This is a genomic window from Arthrobacter mangrovi, from assembly GCF_026011795.1.
GTDB lineage: Bacteria > Actinomycetota > Actinomycetes > Actinomycetales > Micrococcaceae > Crystallibacter > Crystallibacter mangrovi.
Map to the genome: position 1 here is coordinate 152279 of NZ_BRVS01000003.1, position 21267 is coordinate 173545.

A 21267-nucleotide genomic window follows, 5' to 3' on the forward strand; every position below is an offset into this window, starting at 1 on the left:
GTGCGCCCAGGTCCTGCCGCCACCGGGGGTAGGAAATGATGCAGGTATGAAGGCCGAGGTGATTATCCGGCTGGTCCATCTCGAGGCGGAGGCCGAGGAAAGCGGGCAGCCGATGCGCCGCGACGGAATCCGCCGGCGGGCGCGTGAGCAGGTCCTGCTCCTCGCGGCCGAGGAACTGGACGTGGCCCGCGGGCGGCTGGAGCTGCTGTTCGACTGCCGGGACTGCGAGCGTGGAAATGACGGCAGCCACGGGCAGCCGCAGCTGCAGCTCGACGGGGCTCCCTCACCGGTCCGGCTCAGCTACAGCCGGACCGGGCAGTGGCTGCTCGTGGCGCTCATTTTCCGTCCGGTGCTGCTGGGAGTCGACCTGGAGGACGCCGGCTCGGACGCCTTCGGGGAGACGGAAAATATTGACCCCGCGGCCTTCACCGAGGAGGAACGGCGGCTCGTCGGGTCCTCGGACTCACCAAGGCTGCTGCGCGCGCGACTGTGGACCCGCAAGGAAGCGCTGCTGAAGTCGACGGGCCATGGCCTGCGGCTGGCGCCCGATTCCGTCGGGGTGGCGGATGCGGACGGAAGCCCCAAGCTGATGCTCTGGCCCGGACACGCGGGGGAGCGGCCGGGAATCCGGCTCCTCGACCTCGACCTGCCCGCCAGGGAGGCCGGGATCCCGGTCCCGGCCTCCCTGACCGCCTCGCTGGCCGTCGGCGGCTCGTCCCAACCGGGGATTATCTTCCGGGAAGAGCTGGCAGCCCGCGGCTGAACAGCCACGCGTCCAAAAGCCCCCGCACGTCGAAGCTCGTTTCGGCCTCCGCCACTGCGATGAACATGCCGGTGTCCACCGAGCCGTACCGGTGCTCGGTGGCCCACCGGTGCAACAAGCGGTAGAAGGCGGCGTCGCCCACCGACCGGCGGAGAGCCTCCAAGGCCAAGGCGCCGCGCTTGTAGACGCGGTCGTCGAACATCAGCTCCGCGCCGGGATCGCCGACCAGGAGGTCCTGCGGAAGCGCCGCGAGCCTCTTCCACGCGGCGTTGGCGCGGGCCGCTGCAGGCATTGAGCCCGATTCTTCGGACCAAATCCACTCCGCGTAGCAGGCGAAGCCTTCGTGCAGCCAGATGTCCTGCCAGCTCGCCACCGTGAGGGAGTTGCCGAACCACTGGTGCGAGAGTTCGTGCGCGATCAGCCGCTGGGCCTCCCAGGAAGAGCTGAGGTGGTTGCTCCCCAGCACGGACAGCGACTGGGCCTCCAGCGGTATTTCCAGTTCATCTTCGGTGACGACGACGGTGTACTGGCTGAACGGGTAGGGCCCGAAACGGTCAATGAAGGTTTCCATCATGTGTTCCTGGCGGACCAGGCTGCTGCGCGCGTCGGCCGCGAGCGGTCCGGGGACTGCGATGTGCTGCCGGACGATGCCGCGGCTGCGGGTGGCGGATTCAGCCCGGCCGTCCGCCAGGTCCTCGAGGCCGTACCGGCCGATCTGGACCGTGGCGAGGTAGCTGGCCATCGGCTGGTCCATCCGGTATTCCCAGGTTTCCCTGCTCGACTTCTTGGTGTGCTGGACGAGGTCCCCGTTGGCGACCGCCCGGTAGCCGGCGTCCGTGGTCACCGCGATCCGGTAGGTCGCCTTGTCGGAGGGCCGGTCGTTGCAGGGGAACCACGAAGGGGCCCCGTTGGGCTGGCCTGCGACCAGGACGCCGTCGTCCAGTTCTTCCCAGCCTACTTCGCCCCACAAACCGCGAACCGGAACGGGCGATCCCTCGTAGCGGATGTCCAGTTCCACGTCCGCGCCGGCGTCCAGCGGGGAGGCCAGCGCCACAATGAGTTTGCCGCCCCGATGCGAGACCTTCTTCGGCCGCCGGCCGTTGACCAGGACCTTGGATACCGTCAGGCGTGCCAGGTCCAGTTCCAGCCGCTGGACGGGCCCCAGGACCCGCGCCGTCAGCCGGGCCCGGCCCGAGAGCCTGTTGGCGGCGAGCTTCACTTCGAGGTCAAGGTCGTAATGCAGGACGGCAAACGCCGTGCTGCCCGACCCCGGAAGGTAGGGGTCAGGGCGGGCCGGGCACAGCGGCGCGGGCGGCGCTGCGGCGGCCTCCTCCGGCCGGATGCCGGCGTTGGAACTCATGCTCCGGTGATCCACGGTCGTACGGGGTTTCCCATCCAGTAGCTGGCCGCCGGGACGGTCTCGCCGCGCATCACCAGCGAGGCGGGGCCGACCGTTGCTCCGGCGGCAATGGAAGCGGCGGGGAGAATGACTCCGTGCGGGCCTAGGGTGGCGCCGGCCGCCAGCTCCACGGTATCAATGCTCATCACGCGATCGTGGAACAAGTGCGTCTGGACCACGCAGCCCCGGCTGACGGTCGAGCCGTCCCCGAGCGCGACGAGGTCCGCCTCGGGCAGCCAGTAGCTTTCGCACCAGACGCCGTGGCCGATCTTCGCGCCCAGCCCGCGGAGCCACCAGACCAGGGGCGGGGAACCGGACATGATCCGGCCGAACCAGGGGGCGCTCACCAGCTCCACGAAGGTGTCCACGACCTCGTTGCGCCAGATGAAGGAGCTCCAAAGCGCGTGTTCTCCGGCACGGATCCGGCCGACGAGCAGCCATTTGGCGAGCACCGAGCTGCCGGCGGCAACCGCGCCGGCCGCGGCAAGGACCAGGCCTCCGGCCAACCCGGCCACCAGATAGCCGTAGGTTCCGGCGACCCGGTCTAGGGCGGCCAGGACGGCCAGGGCCAGGGCGACGGTGACCATGACCGGAACGAACCGGCACAGCTCCCATAGCGATCGGGCGAGTTTCAGCCTGGCAGGCGGGTCGTAAGTCAGGCTCACGTCGGCGGCGACCTCCGTGCGGTGCAGCCGTACCGGCGGGCTGCCCAGCCAGGATGACCCGGACTTGGCCTTGGCCGGGGTTGCGGAGAGGACCGCGACGAGGGAGTTCTTCGGAACCCGCCGCCCGGCGCCCGTCATACCCGAATTGCCCAGGAAGGAGCGCTTGCCGATCTTGGCCGGGCCAACCTTCATCCAGCCGCCGCCGAGTTCGTAGGAGGCCACCATGGTGTCATCGGCCAGGAAGGCGCCCTCGCCGATGGTGGTCATCTTGGGAATGAGCAGGACGGTTGAGGCCTCGACATTCCTGCCGACTTTGGCCCCAAGCAGGCGCAGCCACGCCGGGGTGAAGAGGCTGGCGTAGATGGGGAAGAGCAGATCCCGCGCCATGTCCAGGACACGTTCGGTGGCCCAGACCTGCCAGCCGACCCGGCTGCGCACGCGGTAGAAGCCGGGCTTCAGGCCGATGCCCAGCAGCCGGACGGTCAGCGCAACGAGCAGCATGAGGCCGGCGAACCAGACGGCGGCCGCCAGCGGCACGCTCGCGAGCAGCGGCAGGAAGGCCTCCGACAGGGTGCTTTCGGAGGGAACCAAAAGTACGACGACGGCGACAGCCGCCGCGGCGGCCACGTACGGCATGAGGGCCAGGAACGCCGAAGCCAGCGGGTAGAACAGCGACCACAGCGGGGACGACTTCGGCGGCGCGTCCGGCCACTCCTGCCGTGCCTTGCCCTTCCGGACGGCCGGCGACCCGGAGAAGTGCAGGCCGGCCTTGACCTTGCCGCTGACCGCGGAACCGGGGGCGACCGTGGCGTGGGCGCCGATCCTGGCCCCGGGCATCAGGGTGCTGCGGGCGCCGACGGAGGCGCCCGCGCCGACGTGGATGCGACCGATATGGACGCGGTCCCCGTCGATCCACCAGCCGGACAGGTCGACCTCGGGCTCGACGGCCGCGCCGGTGCCCACGGACAGCATGCCGGTCACGGGCGGTATGGAGTGCAGGTCGACGTCGCGTCCGATCTGCGCCCCCAGTGCCCGGGCGTAGTAGGGCACGAAGGGCGCGCTGGCCAGCGACACGGCGCCTGCCATGTCCGCGATCTGCTCCGCCAGCCAGAGCCTCAAGTGGACCTTGCCCGAGCGCGGATAGTTGCCCGGGGTGACCTTGCGCAGCAGCAGCCGGGCGGCCGCCACGGCAATGCCCATCCTGCCGACCGGGCTGACGAAGACGGCCCAGAGCGCGAGCACCCACCACCAGGACACGGTCGGTGCGCCGGTCAACACCCCGGTGTAGGAGAGCACATTGTTGATGATCATCAGGTAGGTCAGCCAGCGCATGCCGATGAGCATGACCAGAGGTATGCCCATCAGCGTCTGGAAGACCTGGGCCCTGCGCGTGGTCCGGCGGACGTCGCGCTCGCGCGGATGAGCGGGCTGGTCGTCCGGGACGGACTGCCGCACCGCGTCGACGAGCGCCCCGAAGCGCGGGTGGGCGTATATCTCGGACACCGCGATCGTCGGATACTTGCCCCGCAGGGCGGAGACCAGCTGGGCCGCGGCCAGCGACCCGCCGCCGTGGGCGAAGAAGTCGGCGTCGAGGGAAGCGATCGGCGTACCCAGCACCGCTTCCCACTGATCGGCGATCCAGGCCGCCTCAGGATCGAGGTCCGGGACGCCGGCCTGGTCGGCGGTGTGCGCACCGGGCAGTGGCCAGGGCAGCGCGTTGCGGTCCACCTTGCCGCTGGTTTTGACGGGCAGCGTATCCACGACGGCGAGGAGCGGAACCAACGCGGCGGGCAGTTGGCCGGCCAGGACCGCGCGCGCCCGGTCCAGGTCGTAGCCGTCCGGGGTCGCGAGGTAGCCCACGAGCAGTTGGTTGCCGGCTGCCGTCGTCTTGACGGCAGCGGCAGCGCCGGAGACTCCGGGAAGGGCCTGCAGTGCCGCGTCGACCTCGCCCAGCTCGATCCGCCGTCCGCCGAGCTTGACCTGCTCGTCCGCACGGCCCACGAAGAGCAGTCCGGCAGGGTCGTAGGTGACCAGGTCTCCGCTGCGGTAGGCGCGTTCCCAGCCGAGCGTCGGCATCGGTGCGTACTTCTCCGCGTCCTTCGCCGGGTCGAGGTAGCGGGCGAGGCCGACGCCGCCGATGATGAGCTCGCCGGTGCCGCCGGCGGGGACCGGAACCCCGGCCTCGTCGACCACGGCCAGGTCCCAGCCGTCCAGGGGGAGCCCGATGCGCACGGGCCCCCCGCCCCCGAGCGGGGCGGCGCACGCGACGACCGTGGCCTCGGTCGGGCCATAGGTGTTCCAGACCTCGCGGTCCTCCACGGCGAGGCGCCGTGCCAGTTCGGGAGGGCAGGCTTCGCCGCCGAAGATCAGCAGCCGGACATTCTCGAGCGCCTCGGCCGGCCACAGGGCCGCGAGGGTGGGCACGGTGGATACGGCGGTGATGTTCCGGCTGAGCAGCCACGGGCCAAGGTCCATGCCGCTGCGTACCAGGGCCCGCGGCGCGGGGACCAGGCACGCGCCATGGCGCCAGGCCAGCCACATCTCCTCGCAGGAGGCGTCGAAGGCGACCGACAGGCCTGCGAGTACCCGGTCCTGCGGACCCAAGGGCTCGGCGGGCAGGAAGATCCGCGCCTCCGCGTCCACGAAGGCCGCCGCGGAGCGGTGGGTCACGGCGACGCCCTTGGGTGTGCCGGTCGAACCCGAAGTGAAGATGACCCACGCGTCGTCGGTCGGCTCGGCAGGACGAGCCGCGGGGAAGGGCGCGGGGCGGCCGGGCGTGACCCGGATGGTGTCCCCGTCGGTCAGGATCCCGGCGACTTTTGCCTCGCCGAAGACGAGCCGGGCACGCTCGTCCGGGTCGTCGGCGTCGACCGGGACGTAGGCCGCGCCGATGTAGAGGGTCGCCAGGATGGCGATGTACAGTTCGCTCGTGCCGGAGGCGATCCGGATGCCGATCTTGTCTCCGGCGCCCAGGCCGGCAAGGTGGAGCCGGCGCCCTTTTGCCCGCACCTCATCCATCAGCTCGCTGTAGCTGAGCGGGCGGTGGCCGTCGTCGAGCGCAGTGGCGTCGGGATGCGCCTCGGCGCTGGCGACGAGGATGTCAATGAGGGTTCGGGGCTCCGGCGTCTCCGTTGAGCCGGGCAACTGGGGGGCAAAGGAAGTCACCCGGCCAAGTTTCCCCTATCAATATGAACGAATGACCCCGTTTACGGTGTAAGGTGTGCAACCTTACGGAATGAGCAGCAGCTTTCCGGTGGTTTTCCGGCCCTGCAGGTCCTCGTGCGCTCGCGCGGCGTCCGCCAGCGGATAGGAAGCGCCGATCCTGATGTCCAGGTCGCCGGCCGTAACCGCGCCGAAGATTTCCCGGGCGCGCCACCCGCGCTCGTCGGCGTTGAGCAGGTGGTCCTTGAGCTTCGGCCTGGTCACGAACAGCGAGCCGCCGGCGTTGAGGCGCTGCAGGTCGAAGGGCGGAACCTGTCCGGAGGCACCGCCGAACAGCACCAGGGTGCCCCTGGTGCGCAGGCAGGCCAGGGAACCGTCGAACGTGTCCTTGCCCACGCCGTCGTATACCGCGTCGACACCCGTGCCGCCGGTCAGCTGCCGCACCTTCTCGGGGAAGCCGTCGTAGCGCAGGACTTCATCGGCGCCTGCCGCGCGCGCGAGCTCTTCCTTCTCGCCGGAAGAGACCGTGGTGATCACGCGGACGCCCTTGGCCTTGAGCAGCTGCGTCAGGATCAGGCCCACCCCGCCTGCGCCCGCATGGGTCAGGACTGTCTGCCCCGAAGCAGCCTTGAAGCTGGAATTGACCAGGTAATGTGCCGTCAGGCCCTGCAGGGGAATGGCAGCGGCGGTCTCGTCGCTGATCCCGTCCGGCACCGCCAGGGCTTTGTCCGCATCGACGAGCGAGTATTCGGCGTAAGTACGCGCCCCTTCGCAGAAGGCCACGCGATCCCCGGCGGCCCAGTCCGCGGCGCCGTCCCCGACTGCCTCGACCGTCCCGGCCCCTTCGCTGCCGGGCGTATAGGGGAACGTGACGTTGTAGATCCCGCTGCGTTCGTAGGTCTCGATGAAGTTGACGCCGGCGGCCGCCATTTTCACGAGCAGCTGTCCGGGGCCGGGCTTGGGCTTGTCGACGTCCTGCAGCTGCAGGACCTCGGGGCCGCCGGGTGCTTCCGCCACGATTGCTTTTGCCATGCGCTCTGCCACTCCTTCAAAAAAGACCGGATTTCCATGCGGTGTGCGGGATCGGCCGGGAGGACGGCTAGAATCAGGCCGTAGAGCCCAGTCGGCGCACCTTGGCACCATCGTAACGTGCATAAATATCCCTCACCATGAATAATTTTGCTGTAGAGTGTCGCCATGACTTATTCCGTTGCAGTATCCGGGGCCAGCGGCTACGCCGGAGGCGAGGTCCTGCGGCTCCTGTCATCCCATCCTGAGGTGTCGATAGGGGCCATCACGGCGCACAGCAACGCCGGCGGCAAGCTCGGCGGGCTGCAGCCGCACCTGCACACACTGGCCGACCGGGTTTTGGTCGAAACCACCGTGGAGAACCTCCTCGGCCACGACGTGGTGTTCCTCGCGCTGCCGCACGGCGCCAGCGCGGAGATCGCGGCCCAGCTGCCGAAGGACACCCTGGTCATCGACGCCGGCGCGGACCACCGGCTCGAGGACCCCCTGGCGTGGGAAAAGTTCTACGGCTCCGCACATGCCGGCACCTGGCCCTACGGCCTGCCCGAACTTCCCGGCCACCGGGAACGGCTCCGCAAGGCCAAGCGCATCGCCGTGCCCGGCTGCTACCCGACCAGCTCGCTGCTGGCCCTCACGCCCGGCTTTGCCGCCGGTCTGCTGGAGGCCGACGACGTCGTCATCGTGGCGGCGTCCGGCACCTCGGGCGCGGGCAAGTCGGCCAAGCCGCACCTGCTGGGCTCGGAGGTCATGGGCGGGATGAGCCCTTACGGCGTCGGTGGCAGCCACCGCCACACGCCGGAAATCGAGCAGGGCCTCTCCGCGGCGGCCGGCGAGCAGGTGAAGGTGTCCTTCACCCCGACGCTGGCCCCGATGAGCCGCGGGATCCTCGCTACCGCCACGGCCCGGGTCAAACCCGGTGTCGACGGCGAGCGGCTGCGCGTCGCCTGGGCCGAGGCCTACGCCGACGAGCCGTTTGTGCATCTGCTGCCCGAGGAGCAGTGGCCGCACACGAAAGCCGTGCAGGGTTCCAACCACGTCGCCCTCCAGCTGGCCTTCGACGAGCACGCCGGCCGTGTCATCGTCAGCTGCGCCATCGACAACCTGGCCAAGGGAACGGCCGGCGGAGCGATCCAGTCCATGAACATCGCCCTGGGTCTCGAGGAGACCACGGGCCTATCGCACCAGGGAGTTGCCCCGTGAGCGTCACCGCAGCCCAAGGATTCCGCGCAGCCGGCGTGACCGCCGGCCTGAAGGCTTCGGGGAAGCCCGACGTCGCGCTGGTGGTCAACGACGGTCCGTCGCGGTCCGCCGCCGCCGTCTTCACCTCCAACCGCGTCGCGGCGGCCCCCGTACAGTGGTCCCGCCAAGCCGTCAGTGACGGCCGCGCAGACGCGGTCATCCTGAACTCCGGCGGCGCCAATGCCTGCACGGGCGCCGAAGGATTCCAGAACACGCACCGCACCGCCGAAAAAACGGCCGAGCTCCTCGGCGTTTCCGCCGGCGACGTGCTGGTCTGCTCCACCGGCCTGATCGGCGAGCAGCTGCCCATGGACAAGCTGCTTCCGGGCGTGGAGGCGGCGGCCAAGGCACTCAGCGGTGAAGGTGGAGCGGAGGCCGCCGAGGCGATCATGACCACCGATACGGTCAAAAAGGAGGCCGTGTTCAGCGGCACCGGCTACACGATCGGCGGGATGGCCAAGGGGGCGGGCATGCTGGCCCCCGGCCTGGCCACCATGCTGGTGGTCATCACCACGGACGCGCAGATCGAAGCGGCGGCCCTCGAAATGGCGCTGCGGGAGGCCACGCGCGTCACCTTCGACCGGACCGATTCCGACGGCTGCATGTCGACCAACGACACGGTGGTCCTGCTGGCCTCCGGGGCGTCCGGCGCCGTGCCGGACCTGGACGAGTTCAGCCGGGGCCTCGGCATGCTCTGCTCGAAGCTGGCCCGCCAGCTGATCACCGATGCCGAGGGCGCTAGCCACGACATCTCCGTGACCACCATCAACGCGGCGTCCGAGCGCGACGCCGAGACGGTCAGCCGCGCGGTGGCCCGGTCGAACCTCTTCAAGACCGCGATTTTCGGCAAGGATCCCAACTGGGGCCGGGTGCTGTCCGCGGTCGGCACGACCGACGCGGCCTTCGAACCCGAAAACCTCAACGTGACCATGAACGGCGTCCAGGTCTGCCGCAACGGCGGAGTCGGCGATCCGCGGGACCAGGTCGACCTCGAGGGGCGCGACGTCGCCGTCGTTATCGACCTAAAGGCGGGGGAGGAGTCGGCGACCATCTGGACCAACGACCTGACCCATGACTACGTCCACGAGAACTCCGCCTACTCCAGCTGACCGCCGGTGCCACCGGCGCGGCAACGGAAGGAAGCCATGACATCCCCGAATAACTCGATGCTTGTCGCGCAGGACAAGGCGGCCACGCTGGTCGAGGCGCTGCCCTGGATCCAGCGCTTCGCCGGCACCACCATGGTGGTCAAGTACGGCGGCAACGCCATGATCAATGACGACCTGCGCCGTGCCTTCGCCGAGGACATCGTGTTCCTGCACCACGTCGGCATCAGGCCGGTCGTGGTGCACGGCGGCGGTCCGCAGATCAACTCGATGCTGGAGCGGCTGGGTATCGAGTCGGAGTTCAAGGGCGGCCTGCGGGTGACCACCCCGGAAGCCATGGACGTGGTCCGCATGGTGCTCACCGGCCAGGTCGGCCGCGAGTTGGTGGGCCTGATCAACGCCCACGGGCCGTACGCCGTGGGGATGTCCGGCGAGGACGGCGGCCTGCTCCAGGCCGTGCGCACCGGCACCGTGGTGGACGGCGAGGACGTGGACCTGGGGCTGGTCGGTGAGGTCGTCGGCGTAAACCCCTCGGCCATCCTGGACCTGCTCGAGGCCGGCCGCATCCCGGTCATCTCCACCGTGGCCCCGGAAACCGGCCGCGACGGCGAGAACGCCGGGCAGGTGCTCAACGTGAATGCGGACACCGCCGCAGCGGCCGTGGCCGACGCGCTGCGGGCCTCGCGGCTGGTCATCCTGACCGACGTCGAGGGCCTGTACGCGAACTGGCCCGACAAGTCGTCGCTGATCTCCTCGCTCACCGCCTCCGAGCTGCGCGAGCTGCTGCCGGGACTGGAATCGGGCATGATTCCCAAAATGGAGGCCTGCCTCAAGGCCGTCGACGGCACGGTGGAACGCGCCGCCGTCGTCGATGGCCGGATGGCGCACTCGATCCTGCTGGAGGTCTTCACCACGGCCGGCATCGGAACCCAGATCGTACCGGACGGAGAAGCGGAATGAGCCAGAACCCCACTGCCACGGCGGGAACGTCGGCCACGGAACTCGCGGGTTTCGAGGGCCTGCACAACCAGGAGCTGCTCGGCCGCTACAACCAGTCCCTGATGGGTGTCTTCGGCACGCCGCAGCGCGTGCTGGTGCGCGGCAGCGGCTGCACCGTCTGGGACGCGGACGGCAAGGAGTACCTGGACCTGCTGGGCGGGATCGCCGTCAATGCGCTGGGCCACGCCCACCCGCTGCTGACCAGCGTGGTTTCCAGCCAGCTGGCCACGCTCGGCCACGTGTCCAACTTCTTCACGAGCCCGTCCCAGATCGCCCTCGCGGAGAAGCTGCTGGGCCTGTCCGCGGCGCCGGCCGGATCCAAGGTGTTCTTCGCGAATTCAGGCACCGAGGCACTGGAGGCAGCCTTCAAGCTCGCGCGCCGCCACGGCAATAACGACGCCGGGGGCAAGCGGGGGCGGATCCTCGCCCTGGAGAATGCTTTCCACGGGCGCACCATGGGCGCCCTGGCCCTGACCTGGAAGCAGGCCTACCGGGAGCCGTTCGAGCCGCTGCCCGGCGGTGTCGAGCACATCCCGGCCGGGGATGCCGACGCCCTGCGCGCGGCCGTCGACGAGACCGTGGCGGCGGTGTTCATCGAACCGATCCAGGGCGAGGCCGGCGTCCGCGGCTACCCGGCCGGATACCTGGAGCTGGCCCGCGAGCTGACCCGCGAAGCGGGCGCGCTGCTGGTTTTCGACGAGGTGCAGACCGGCGTCGGCCGCACCGGCAAGTGGTTCGCCTCCGAAGGCGTACTCCCGGATGCGATGACGCTGGCCAAAGGGCTTGGCGGCGGCTTCCCGATCGGGGCCATGATTACCTTCGGACCGGACGTGTCCACGCTGCTGGGCACGGGCCAGCACGGAACGACGTTCGGCGGCAATCCGGTGGCCACCGCGGCGGCGCTGGCCACCCTGCACACCATTGAGTCGCAGCAGCTGCTGGTGCACGTCCGGCAGACCGGCCAGGCCATCCGCGAGGCGCTGTCCGGGCTGGACTTCGTGACCGAAGTCCGCGGGGAAGGCCTGCTGATCGGGTTCGACCTCGCTGCCGAGGCCGCGCCGGCGCTCGTGCAGCGCGCGCTGGACGCCGGCTTCATCGTCAATTCCACGGGCCCGGCGACCGTCCGCCTGGCTCCGCCGCTCATCGTGACGGCAGAACAGGTGCAGCGTTTCGTCGACGCGCTGCCGGAGCTCTATGCCGCCGCCACCAAGGAGGAAAAGTGACCACCCCCAACACCGCCGTCGTCCGCCACTTCCTGGTGGACACCGACCTCAGCCCGGCCGAGCAGGCCGAAGTGCTGGACCTCGCCGAGGCGATGAAGCGCGACCGCTACGGCTACCGGCCGCTCGCCGGTCCGCAGACCGTGGCCGTCTTCTTCGACAAGACATCGACCCGCACCCGCGTCTCGTTCGCAGCCGGCATCGCCGAGCTCGGCGGCAGCACGCTGATCGTGAACCCGGGGGAGTCGCAGCTGGGGCACAAGGAATCGATCGCGGATTCGGCCAAGGTGCTAAGCCGCATGGTCTCGACCATTGTCTGGCGGACTTACGCGCAGTCGGGTCTGGAGGAGATGGCGGCAGACTCGCGCGTGCCGGTCATCAACGCGCTCAGCGACGACTACCACCCGTGCCAGCTGCTGGCGGACCTGCTGACCGTGCGCGAGCACAAGGGCAAGCTGGCCGGGCTGACCATGGCGTACCTCGGCGACGCCGCCAACAACATGGCCAACTCCTACCTGCTGGCCGGCGCCACCGCGGGCATGCACGTGCGCGTCGCGGGCCCCGAGGGCTACCTGCCCGAGGAACGGATCATCGAGGCCGCCCGGGCGCGCGCCGCGGAAACCGGCGGCTCGGTCGCGGTGACCACCGACCCCGCGGAAGCCCTCGCCGGGGCGGACGTGGTGGCCACGGACACCTGGGTTTCGATGGGGCAGGAAGAGGAAAAGGCGGCCCGGCAGGAGCTGTTCCGCGGCTACGCCGTCGACGCCGCGGCCATGAAGCTCGCGGATCCGGACGCCGTCGTCCTGCACTGCCTGCCCGCCTACCGCGGTTACGAGATCGCCGCGGACGTCATCGACGGTCCGCAGTCGGTGGTCTGGGACGAGGCGGAAAACCGGCTGCACGCGCAGAAGGCGCTGATGGCCTGGCTGCTCGCCGCGTCCGGACTGGCCGCGACGGAACCCGCGGCAGCCCGCGGGCGATGAGCGTGCAGCCGGCCTCGCAGCCGTCCACCAAGACCGCCCGGCAGGCCAGGATCAAGGCCATCCTGGGGGCGGAATCGGTGCGGTCCCAGGCGGAGCTGGCCGCGCTGCTGGCGGACGACGGCGTGCAGGTCACCCAGGCCACACTGTCCCGGGACCTGGTGGAACTCGGGGCGATCCGGGTCCGCGGAGTCGACGGCGGGCTTGTCTACGCGATCCGCGGCGAAGGCGGCAGCCGGCTGCCGCAGACGGGCGTGACCCAGGAGGTGCTGGACGCCCGGCTGGCCAAGCTCTGTGCCGAACTGCTGGTCACCGCCGAAGCCTCCGGCAACATCGTGGTGCTGCGGACCCCGCCCGGCGCGGCGAATTTCCTCGCCCTGGCGATCGACCACTCGGTGCTTCCCGCAGTCTTGGGATCCATCGCCGGCGACGACACGGTGCTGCTGGTCACGCGCGACCCGCAGGGCGGCGAGGAGATGGCCGCACGCTTCCTCGCGCTGGCGGACCCGCAGCAGGCCGAGGCCTGAGCAGGCCGCGGTACCGGCCGCGACGTCGGCGCAGCCGCACGCTGCGGCCCGCGGACATTGATTTACTGATGAGCGAACAAGTACTTACGGACGAAGGATTCTAGCCATGGCTGCCCAAGGAACGAATGAAGGAGCTCTCTGGGGAGGCCGCTTTGCCGGCGGTCCCGCCGATGCGCTCGCCGCCCTCAGCAAATCCACCCACTTCGACTGGAGGCTGGCCCCCTACGACATCGCCGGCTCCCGGGCTCACGCCCGCGTGCTGCACCAGGCCGGCCTGCTGGACGAGGGCGAGTTGAAGGGCATGCTCGCGGCGCTGGACCAGCTGGACGCCGATGTACGTTCGGGCGCATACACGGCGGCGGAGACGGACGAGGACGTCCACGGCTCGCTCGAGCGCGGCCTGATCGAGCGCGCCGGCCCCCGGCTCGGCGGGAAACTGCGGGCGGGCCGTTCCCGCAACGACCAGATCGCCACCCTCGGACGGATGTACCTGCGCGACCATGCACGCATCATTGCCCAGGGCGTACTGGCCACCGTCGATGCGCTCGTCGCACAGGCCAAGGAACACCACGGCGTCGCGATGCCCGGCCGGACCCACCTGCAGCACGCCCAGCCGGTGCTGCTCAGCCACCACCTGCTGGCTCATGCCTGGGCGCTGCTGCGGGACGTGCAGCGGCTGCAGGATTGGGACAAGCGCGCCGCGGTATCGCCGTACGGTTCGGGTGCGCTGGCCGGCTCGTCGCTGGGCCTGGACCCGAACGCCGTCGCCGAGGAGCTGGGCTTCGACTCCGCGACCTGGAACTCGATCGACGGCACCGCGTCCCGGGACGTCTTCGCTGAATTCGCCTGGGTCGCGGCCATGATCGGCGTGGACCTGTCGCGCATCTCCGAGGAAGTCATCTTCTGGGCGACCAAGGAGTTCTCCTTCGTAACCCTCGACGACGCCTACTCCACCGGCTCCTCGATCATGCCGCAGAAGAAGAACCCGGATGTTGCCGAGCTTGCCCGCGGCAAGGCCGGCCGGCTGATCGGGGACCTGACCGGCCTCCTGGCCACGCTCAAGGGCCTGCCGCTGGCCTACAACCGCGACCTGCAGGAGGACAAGGAGCCGGTCTTCGACGCCGCCGACACCCTCGAGCTGCTGCTGCCCGCCGTTTCGGGCATGGTCGCGACGCTGAAGTTCAACACCGACCGGCTGGAATCGCTGGCGCCCCAAGGATTCGCCCTCGCCACGGACATCGCCGAGTGGCTGGTCCGCCAGGGCGTGCCGTTCCGCGACGCGCACGAACTCTCGGGCGCCGCGGTGCAGCTGGCGGAGGGCCGCGGCGTGGAGCTGTGGGACCTGAGTGACGAGGACTACGCCGGCATCTCCGAGCACCTGACTCCGCAGGTCCGCGAGGTGCTGACCGTCGAGGGCTCGCTGGGCAGCCGCAGCTCCCAGGGCGGCACGGCACCCGAAGCCGTGGCGCGGCAGCTGGAGCAGCTCGGCAGCCAGCTGGAGTCCGTCCGCAGGTACGCCGAGGGCTCCTGACGATACCGCGGAACAGCGCCCGGCGCTCCGGTTCCCGCCGCGCCCCTGGCGGGAGCCGGCGTCGTGCTTCCTCCGGCCGCAAGGACGAGGTTACCCGCCGGTAACAATGCTCTTTGGGGTAGTTTGTGACTCGAAGCCCCGAGTCAACCGAAGCGGAGGATGTGACGATGACGACGCTGAGCTCGCATGAGGAAAAGGCGGTCCCTTCCGGGCGGATCGAGCGGGTGGACTCGGACTACGTGCTGGCCTTCGACCGGCAATTCGACTACCCGCGCCGCTACATCTGGAGCCTGCTGACCGAGCCGGACCAGCTGGCCAAATGGCTCGGCAAGCCCATCTCGGGGTTCGAACTCGGGCAGCCCTACGAGCTGGATGTTGGCGGGGGAGCGGTCACCGGCATGGTCCTGCAGCTCAATCCGCCGTTGAGCCTCCAGTTCACCTGGGAGGACGAGCTCGGCGACGAGTCGCTGATCGAATGGCGTACGTTGGACAGCAACGGCGGCACGCTGCTGCAGTTCCGCTCCCGCGCGGAAAACCGCGACTTCCTGACCGAGGGCAGCGCCGGCTGGGACACGCTGCTGGACGCGCTCGAGGAGGTGGCGGCCGGCCGGATCCCGCAGCCGCAGCCGCGCCGCTGGGACCAGCTGCGCGACGCCTACGCGAGCGAGTACACACTGTCGAACACCATGGGCACGCTCGGCCACGACTCCGGACACCCGTGCATCCGCTTCGACCGCCTGCTCCCGGGGGACCGCGAGACCGTCTGGCAGGCGCTGACCGAAGAGCAGCAGTTTTCCCGCTGGCTCGCGCCCGGAAGCCTCGAGCTGCAGGCAGGGGGCGGTATCCGGCTGGACTTCGGCACCTTCACCATGGAGGGCGACGTCACCTACGCGCTGGCCGGCCAGGGGCTCGAGTACAGCTGGCGGAGCCCCGAGGTCCGGGACAGCTCGGTCCACTGGCTGCTGGAGGACAGCAACGGCCGGACGATGCTGAAGCTGCTGCACAACCTCATGGCGCCCTCGCGCGCAGCCGAGCTGCTGGCCCTCTGGCACCACCGGCTGGACGCGCTGGCCCTGATGCTCTCCGGCGGCGAGGTCCATCTCTCGGCGCACCGGCTTGAGGCCCTGACCCACTTCTACCGGCGGCAGACCGGCGGCACCCAGCAGTAGTGGACGCTGCACTGCTGCAATGGCTCGCCCGGTCCGCAGTCGACGTCGCGCCCGGACTGCTGGGCGGCAGACTGGCACGCACGACGGCGGAAGGCACCGTGGCCGTGCGGATCACCGAAGTGGAGGCGTACCTGGGGGAGCACGATCCCGGGTCGCACGCCTTTCGCGGCCAGACCAACCGCAACAAGGCCATGTTCGGCCCGGCCGGACACATCTATGTCTACTTCACCTACGGCATGCACCATTGCGTGAACATCGTCTGCGGGCATCCCGGCCAGGCGACCGGGGTGCTGATCCGGGCGGGCGAAGTCGTTGAGGGGGTGTCGCTGGCCGAGCAGCGGCGGCCGTCCGCCCGCGGCCCGCTGGAACTGGCCCGGGGCCCGGCCCGGCTGGCGCAGGCGATGGGGCTGACCCTGGCCGACAACGGCCGGGCCCTCGTACCCGGCGAACTCGAGCTGCACCTGCCGCCGGTGCCCGCGCCGGCGGCCCATGTCCGCAGCGGTCCCCGGGTGGGCGTCAGCGGCGAGGGCGGCTCCGAGAACTATCCCTGGCGGTTCTGGCTGGAGGGCGAAAAGACCGTCTCGCCCTACCGGTCCGCGAAGCCGCGGCGCCGCAGCGCCGACTGACCCGCCCGCCGGGACAGGTAGGGTAGACGGGTGCGAGAACGCTCTCCTGAACCTGTTGAATCGATCATTGGACGGCTCTCGGCAACCGTCCCGGACTATCCCCAGCCCGGCGTCGTCTTCCGCGACCTGACTCCCGTCTTCGCCGACGGGCCGGCCCTGCGCAGCATCGTGCACGCGCTGATCGACCCGTTCGCCGGCCAGTTCGACGCGGTGGCCGGCATCGAAGCCCGCGGCTTCCTGCTCGCCGCCGCCGGCGCCTACGCCTCGGGCAGCGGTGTCGTCACCGTCCGGAAGAAGGGCAAGCTGCCGCGCCGCGTCTATGCGGAGGACTACACGCTGGAATACGGCACCGCGACCCTGGAGCTCCACATGGACGATCTCCGGCCCGGCATGCGCGTGCTCATTCTGGATGACGTGCTGGCCACCGGCGGCACGCTGGCCGCCGCCGCGCGGCTGTTCGAACGCGCCGGGGTCCAGGTGTCGGGCTTCGGTGTGGTGCTGGAACTGGCGGGCCTGCGCGGCCGGGCCAACCTCGCGGGCCGGCGCATCCGTTCCCTCGTCCGCGAGTAGCCGCACCCCTTTCCTGCCGTTCCCGCAGGTTTGCCCGCGGTTGAAGGAAAATTCACCCGCGGCACTGTAAAATGGATGGTCTGCCTTTGCAGGAGGGGAACGGGAAAATGCAGGAAACGGTTGCAGCTCACGCCGAACTCGGCCATGAGCGGGAATATGTGGCGGGTTTGTACCGCCGGCTCGATGAACTCCGCGCCGAAAAGCAGGAGCAGCTGGACCGTGTCCGCCGCAGCGGCGCAGTCGGATCCATGCAGAACATCTCGGAGCGCGACGCGTTCGCCACCATGTACGAGGACCGCCTGGAACAGCTCAACGCCGTCGACGACCGGCTGGTTTTCGGGCGGCTCGACCTGGACGGCGGCGAGTCGCGGTACATCGGCCGCATCGGCCTGAGCACCGCGGACCTGCAGCGCCTCATGGTTGACTGGCGGGCCCCGGAAGCCGGCGTCTTCTACCAGGCCACGGCCTTCGAACGCCACGGCGTGCGCCGCCGGCGCCACCTCGTCCTCAAGGGACGGGAAGTGAAGGCCATCGAGGACGACGTGCTGGACGCGTCGATGCTGACGGACTCCAGCAGCCTGCAGGGCGAGGGCGCCTTGCTGGCCGCGCTGAATTCCAAGCGGACCGGCCATATGTCGGACATCGTCGGGACGATCCAGGCCGAACAGGACCGGATCATCCGCAGCCCGATGCCGGGCGTGCTCGTCGTCCAGGGCGGACCGGGCACGGGCAAGACCGCGGTGGCCCTGCACCGGGCTGCGTATTTGCTCTACATGCACCGCGAGCGGCTGAAGTCGGCCGGCGTCCTGCTGGTCGGCCCGTCGAATTCCTTCATGAAGTACATCGAACGCGTGCTGCCGTCACTGGGTGAGACCGGCGTCGTCATGTCGACGGTGGGCCGGCTCATGCCCGACATCAGCGCCGTCCCCGAGGCGGATCCCGCCGTCGCCGAACTCAAGGGCCGCGCGTCCATGGCCAAGGTGGTCGCCCGCGCCGTCGCCAACCGCCAGCGCATCCCCGCGGGCCCGCGCAAGCTCAATGTCGAGGGGACCACGCTGACGCTCACGCCCCGGCAGGTCATCCGCGCACGGGACAAGGCCCGGGCCACCGGCAAACCGCACAACGAAGCACGGACGACTTTCGTCAAGATCCTGCTGCGCGAGCTCACGGAGCAGCTGACGGACGCGTTGAACAAGTCCGCAGGAGCGGGCAACAACACGGACCGGGCCTACCTGACCGAAGATGTCAGGACCTCCCGCGACGTGCGGATCGCGCTGAACCTGTGCTGGATGCCGCTGACGCCGGAGCAGCTGATCGGGGAGCTCTTCAGCAAGCCGGCCCACCTCGAGGCCGCCGCCCCCGGAATGACCGAGCAGGAACGCGCCCTGCTGCAGCGGCCGCGGGACGCCGCCTGGACGGAGGCGGACGTTGCGCTGCTGGATGAGGCGGCGGAACTGCTCGGCCCGATGGACGCGTCGGCCGGCCGCGACCGTGCGCAGCGTGAACACGACCGGGCCCGCGACGTGGCCAATGCGGAACAGTCGCTGAAGAACGTGGACGAGATGCTGAAGGAAACGGGCATCGACGGGCTGGTCAGCGCAGAGGACCTTGCGGCCCACAACCAGGCCCAGGAGACCCGCTTCACGGCGGCGGAACGTGCCGCCTCCGACCGGACCTGGGCGTTCGGGCACATCATCGTGGACGAGGCGCAGGAGCTTTCGGCCATGCAGTGGCGCCTGCTGATGCGCCGCTGCCCGTTGAAGTCGTTCACGATCGTCGGCGACATCGCGCAGACGAGTTCGTCGGCCGGTGCGCAGTCGTGGCAGCAGGCGCTGGAGCCCTTCGCGAAGGACCGCTGGCGGTTGGAGGAACTGACGGTCAACTACCGCACACCCGCACAGATTGCCGAGGCTGCGGTGCGCGTCGCGAACGCCGCCGGCCAGGTGGTCTCGGCGCCGAAGGCCGTGCGCGAAGGCCGTTGGGCGCCCGTCGTCGACCGGGTGGACCACGGCGAGCTAGCCGCACGGATGCTGGACGCGGTGCCGCAGGAGGTGGAACTTCTCGACGGCGGCCTGCTGGCCGTCATCGCCGCGGAGCACCGCGTTCCGCACCTGCGCCGGGCCTTGGCCGGGGTCTACGACGGCAGGGTCGGCGGCGGTGCCGGCGGCTTGGACCAGGACATCACCGTCATCGGGCCCAAGGAGGCCAAGGGCCTGGAGTTCGACGGCGTACTGCTGCTGGAACCGGCGGAAATCCTCGACGATGCGGCCGGCCGCGTGGGTGACCTGTACGTGGCCATGACCCGGCCGACGCAGCGGCTGCGCGTCATCGCGGCACGCGATATCCCTGCAGGCTTGGAAGGCTGATAATTTAGGTCCCGTGTCAACGAATACGTTTCTGAGTTCCCAAAAGAATGATCCGGGCTTCGCCAGTGTATGGCAGGAGCTCAAGTGGCGAGGCCTGGTCCAGGTGTCGACGGACGAGGCCGAGCTGGAAAAGCTGCTCGCCGGGGAGCCGGTCACGTATTACTGCGGGTTCGACCCGACGGCGCCCAGCCTGCACCTCGGCAACCTGGTGCAGCTGCTGACCATGCGGCGCCTGCAGCTTGCGGGCCACAGGCCCCTGGCGCTGGTGGGCGGTTCCACGGGCCTGGTCGGCGATCCCCGTCCGACGGCGGAACGCACCATGAACACCAAGGAGACCGTCGCGGAATGGGTCGGTTACCTGCAGGGCCAGGTGCAGCGGTTCCTGGACTTCGACGGCGCCAGCGCGGCCCGGATGGTCAACAACCTGGACTGGACCGCGCCAATGAGCGTGCTCGATTTCCTGCGCGACGTCGGCAAGCACTTCAGGGTCGGCACGATGGTCAAGAAGGATATCGTCGCCTCCCGGCTGAACTCGGACGAGGGCATCAGCTATGCGGAATTCAGCTACCAGATCCTCCAGGGCATGGACTTCCTGGAACTGTTCCGGCAGTACGGCTGCGTGCTGCAGACGGGCGGCTCCGACCAGTGGGGCAACCTGACCAGCGGTATCGACCTGATCCACAAGGTCGAGGGCAAGAGCGTGCATGCCGTCGGCACCCCCCTGATCACCAACGCGGATGGCACGAAATTCGGCAAGAGCGAGGGCAACGCCATCTGGCTCGATGCCGCCATGTGCTCGCCCTACGCCATGTACCAGTTCTGGCTGAACACCGCCGATGCGGACGTCGTGCAGCGGCTGAAGGTATTCACGTTCCGCAGCAAGGCGGAGATCGAAGAACTGGAGCGGGCCGTAGCCGAACGGCCGCATACCCGTGAAGCCCAGCGCGCCCTCGCCTACGACGTGACCTCGATCGTCCACGGTGCCGAGGCAACGGAAAAGGTCATTGCGGCCTCCGCCGCTCTCTTCGGGCAGGGCGATCTCGCGGCGCTGGACGAAGCGACACTCGTTGCGGCCACGGCTGAACTGCCCAGTGCCCCGGCCGGCGACGGAGAACTCAACATCGTCGACCTGCTCGTGTCCTCGGGGCTGGCGGCCAGCAACTCCGCGGCCCGCCGCACGATCTCCGAAGGCGGCGCGTACGTGAACAACGCCAAGGTCACGGATCCGGAAACCGTGATCGACTCCGCGAAACTCCTGCACGGCAAGTACCTGCTCATGCGCCGAGGCAAGCGCACTCTGGCCATGGTGGTCGCGGCGTCCTAACTGGTTGTTCCCCGCAGCGGGAACCAATGAGCGGGCCCGGCCTGCTGCAGCGTCCGATCAGGGCCGGCAGCAGGCCGGGCCCCTCGGTTTTGGGCGAATTTACCGCCGATTTGCGAACCGTTCGGAGGGCGTGTAATGTCTTCTGAGTCGCCGCCGAGGCCGTGAAAACGGAATGCGAGCAGGCGGCCAAACCCCCTGAGAATCCAAAGTGGTTCGGCTATGCGTCCGCGCTAAAGCCGGAAATGCTTTGTAATTCGTCGTGGGCGCATTCTTTTGTGAATGTAAAATCGCGGAAAACGCCGATTTGACAGAAACAAAAAGGATGGAATAACTTAGAAACATCGCAGCGAAGAAAAGCGAAACAATGCGATCCGAAAACGGACCGCGTCTTTTCCAAAGTAATCGTTTGCTCCTGTTGTTTGAGAACTCAATAGTGTGCCAAGTTTGTTGATACCAATTTTTTGTTGGTTGAGATTGTGTCGTGGTGTGCCACCCCCGTGGTGTGCTGCGATGTTTTATCAGCCTGGATTTGAATTTTGTGCATGCCCGGCCGGCTAATTTTCCTTGGCTGTCGGGTGTGTGTCTGTTGGAA

General features: G+C 69.2%; 16 protein-coding genes. 13 read left to right on the forward strand and 3 right to left on the reverse strand.

Annotated features, from left to right (window positions below; all coding sequences use genetic code 11):
• The first annotated feature begins 46 nt into the window (after positions 1-46).
• Positions 47-763: a 4'-phosphopantetheinyl transferase family protein gene (locus AHIS1636_RS04025; protein WP_264794519.1), complete on the forward strand. Its 717-nt coding sequence runs from the start codon at positions 47-49 to the stop codon at positions 761-763.
• On the opposite strand, the gene AHIS1636_RS04030 is transcribed toward AHIS1636_RS04025, so the two are convergent.
• The 3 genes from AHIS1636_RS04030 to AHIS1636_RS04040 all read right to left on the reverse strand — a co-directional run bounded on the left by AHIS1636_RS04030 (position 729) and on the right by AHIS1636_RS04040 (position 7021).
• Positions 729-2123, reverse strand: a complete 1395-nt coding sequence (locus AHIS1636_RS04030) for a M1 family metallopeptidase (RefSeq protein WP_264794520.1) — start codon at positions 2121-2123, stop codon at positions 729-731. The genes AHIS1636_RS04025 and AHIS1636_RS04030 overlap by 35 nt on opposite strands.
• The gene (locus AHIS1636_RS04035; protein ID WP_264794521.1) at positions 2120-5992 is read right to left on the reverse strand and encodes a Pls/PosA family non-ribosomal peptide synthetase; all 3873 of its coding nucleotides are present in this window, start codon (positions 5990-5992) and stop codon (positions 2120-2122) included. The genes AHIS1636_RS04030 and AHIS1636_RS04035 overlap by 4 nt, the downstream gene beginning before the upstream one ends.
• A gap of 63 nt (positions 5993-6055) precedes the next feature.
• Complete coding sequence (locus AHIS1636_RS04040) at positions 6056-7021, reverse strand: quinone oxidoreductase family protein (RefSeq protein WP_264794522.1); 966 nt, start codon at positions 7019-7021, stop codon at positions 6056-6058.
• Positions 7022-7186: 165 nt separating this feature from the next.
• Between AHIS1636_RS04040 and argC the strand changes: the two genes are divergently transcribed.
• The 12 genes from argC (at position 7187) to tyrS (ending at position 20675) form a co-directional block, all read left to right on the forward strand.
• Positions 7187-8218, forward strand: a complete 1032-nt coding sequence (argC, locus tag AHIS1636_RS04045; RefSeq protein WP_264794523.1) for an N-acetyl-gamma-glutamyl-phosphate reductase — start codon at positions 7187-7189, stop codon at positions 8216-8218.
• Positions 8215-9366 carry a bifunctional glutamate N-acetyltransferase/amino-acid acetyltransferase ArgJ gene (argJ, locus tag AHIS1636_RS04050; RefSeq protein ID WP_264794524.1) on the forward strand — a complete coding sequence of 384 codons (1152 nt, stop codon included), beginning with the start codon at positions 8215-8217 and terminating at the stop codon, positions 9364-9366. The genes argC and argJ overlap by 4 nt, the downstream gene beginning before the upstream one ends.
• Positions 9367-9402: 36 nt before the next feature.
• Positions 9403-10323: an acetylglutamate kinase gene (argB, locus tag AHIS1636_RS04055; RefSeq protein WP_264794525.1), complete on the forward strand. Its 921-nt coding sequence runs from the start codon at positions 9403-9405 to the stop codon at positions 10321-10323.
• Complete coding sequence (locus AHIS1636_RS04060) at positions 10320-11585, forward strand: acetylornithine transaminase (RefSeq protein WP_264794526.1); 1266 nt, start codon at positions 10320-10322, stop codon at positions 11583-11585. Before argB ends, AHIS1636_RS04060 begins: the two co-directional genes overlap by 4 nt.
• Complete coding sequence (argF, locus tag AHIS1636_RS04065; protein WP_264794527.1) at positions 11582-12565, forward strand: ornithine carbamoyltransferase; 984 nt, start codon at positions 11582-11584, stop codon at positions 12563-12565. Before AHIS1636_RS04060 ends, argF begins: the two co-directional genes overlap by 4 nt.
• The gene (locus AHIS1636_RS04070) at positions 12562-13089 is read left to right on the forward strand and encodes an arginine repressor (RefSeq protein WP_264794528.1); all 528 of its coding nucleotides are present in this window, start codon (positions 12562-12564) and stop codon (positions 13087-13089) included. The genes argF and AHIS1636_RS04070 overlap by 4 nt, the downstream gene beginning before the upstream one ends.
• Before the next feature lie 106 nt (positions 13090-13195).
• Positions 13196-14620 carry an argininosuccinate lyase gene (argH, locus tag AHIS1636_RS04075; RefSeq protein WP_264794529.1) on the forward strand — a complete coding sequence of 475 codons (1425 nt, stop codon included), beginning with the start codon at positions 13196-13198 and terminating at the stop codon, positions 14618-14620.
• Between the two features lie 167 nt (positions 14621-14787).
• On the forward strand, positions 14788-15789 hold the full coding sequence (locus AHIS1636_RS04080) for an SRPBCC domain-containing protein (protein ID WP_264794530.1): 1002 nt from the start codon (positions 14788-14790) through the stop codon (positions 15787-15789).
• Positions 15789-16415: a DNA-3-methyladenine glycosylase gene (locus AHIS1636_RS04085; protein ID WP_264794531.1), complete on the forward strand. Its 627-nt coding sequence runs from the start codon at positions 15789-15791 to the stop codon at positions 16413-16415. Before AHIS1636_RS04080 ends, AHIS1636_RS04085 begins: the two co-directional genes overlap by 1 nt.
• Before the next feature lie 30 nt (positions 16416-16445).
• Positions 16446-16985 carry an adenine phosphoribosyltransferase gene (locus tag AHIS1636_RS04090; RefSeq protein ID WP_264794532.1) on the forward strand — a complete coding sequence of 180 codons (540 nt, stop codon included), beginning with the start codon at positions 16446-16448 and terminating at the stop codon, positions 16983-16985.
• Between the two features lie 107 nt (positions 16986-17092).
• Positions 17093-19351, forward strand: coding sequence for a HelD family protein (locus AHIS1636_RS04095; protein ID WP_264794533.1), 2259 nt, complete (start codon positions 17093-17095; stop codon positions 19349-19351).
• A 13-nt stretch (positions 19352-19364) separates the two neighbouring features.
• On the forward strand, positions 19365-20675 hold the full coding sequence (gene tyrS / locus AHIS1636_RS04100) for a tyrosine--tRNA ligase (RefSeq protein ID WP_264794534.1): 1311 nt from the start codon (positions 19365-19367) through the stop codon (positions 20673-20675).
• Positions 20676-21267 lie beyond the last annotated feature (592 nt).

Coding starts and splice junctions, on each gene's coding strand:
- AHIS1636_RS04025 (WP_264794519.1), top strand. CDS start 47: ATGAAGGCCGAGGTGATTATCCGGCTGGTCCATCTCGAGGCGGAGGCC.
- AHIS1636_RS04030 (WP_264794520.1), bottom strand. CDS start 2,123: ATGAGTTCCAACGCCGGCATCCGGCCGGAGGAGGCCGCCGCAGCGCCG.
- AHIS1636_RS04040 (WP_264794522.1), bottom strand. CDS start 7,021: ATGGCAAAAGCAATCGTGGCGGAAGCACCCGGCGGCCCCGAGGTCCTG.
- argC (WP_264794523.1), top strand. CDS start 7,187: ATGACTTATTCCGTTGCAGTATCCGGGGCCAGCGGCTACGCCGGAGGC.
- argB (WP_264794525.1), top strand. CDS start 9,403: ATGACATCCCCGAATAACTCGATGCTTGTCGCGCAGGACAAGGCGGCC.
- AHIS1636_RS04060 (WP_264794526.1), top strand. CDS start 10,320: ATGAGCCAGAACCCCACTGCCACGGCGGGAACGTCGGCCACGGAACTC.
- AHIS1636_RS04070 (WP_264794528.1), top strand. CDS start 12,562: ATGAGCGTGCAGCCGGCCTCGCAGCCGTCCACCAAGACCGCCCGGCAG.
- argH (WP_264794529.1), top strand. CDS start 13,196: ATGGCTGCCCAAGGAACGAATGAAGGAGCTCTCTGGGGAGGCCGCTTT.
- AHIS1636_RS04080 (WP_264794530.1), top strand. CDS start 14,788: ATGACGACGCTGAGCTCGCATGAGGAAAAGGCGGTCCCTTCCGGGCGG.
- AHIS1636_RS04095 (WP_264794533.1), top strand. CDS start 17,093: ATGCAGGAAACGGTTGCAGCTCACGCCGAACTCGGCCATGAGCGGGAA.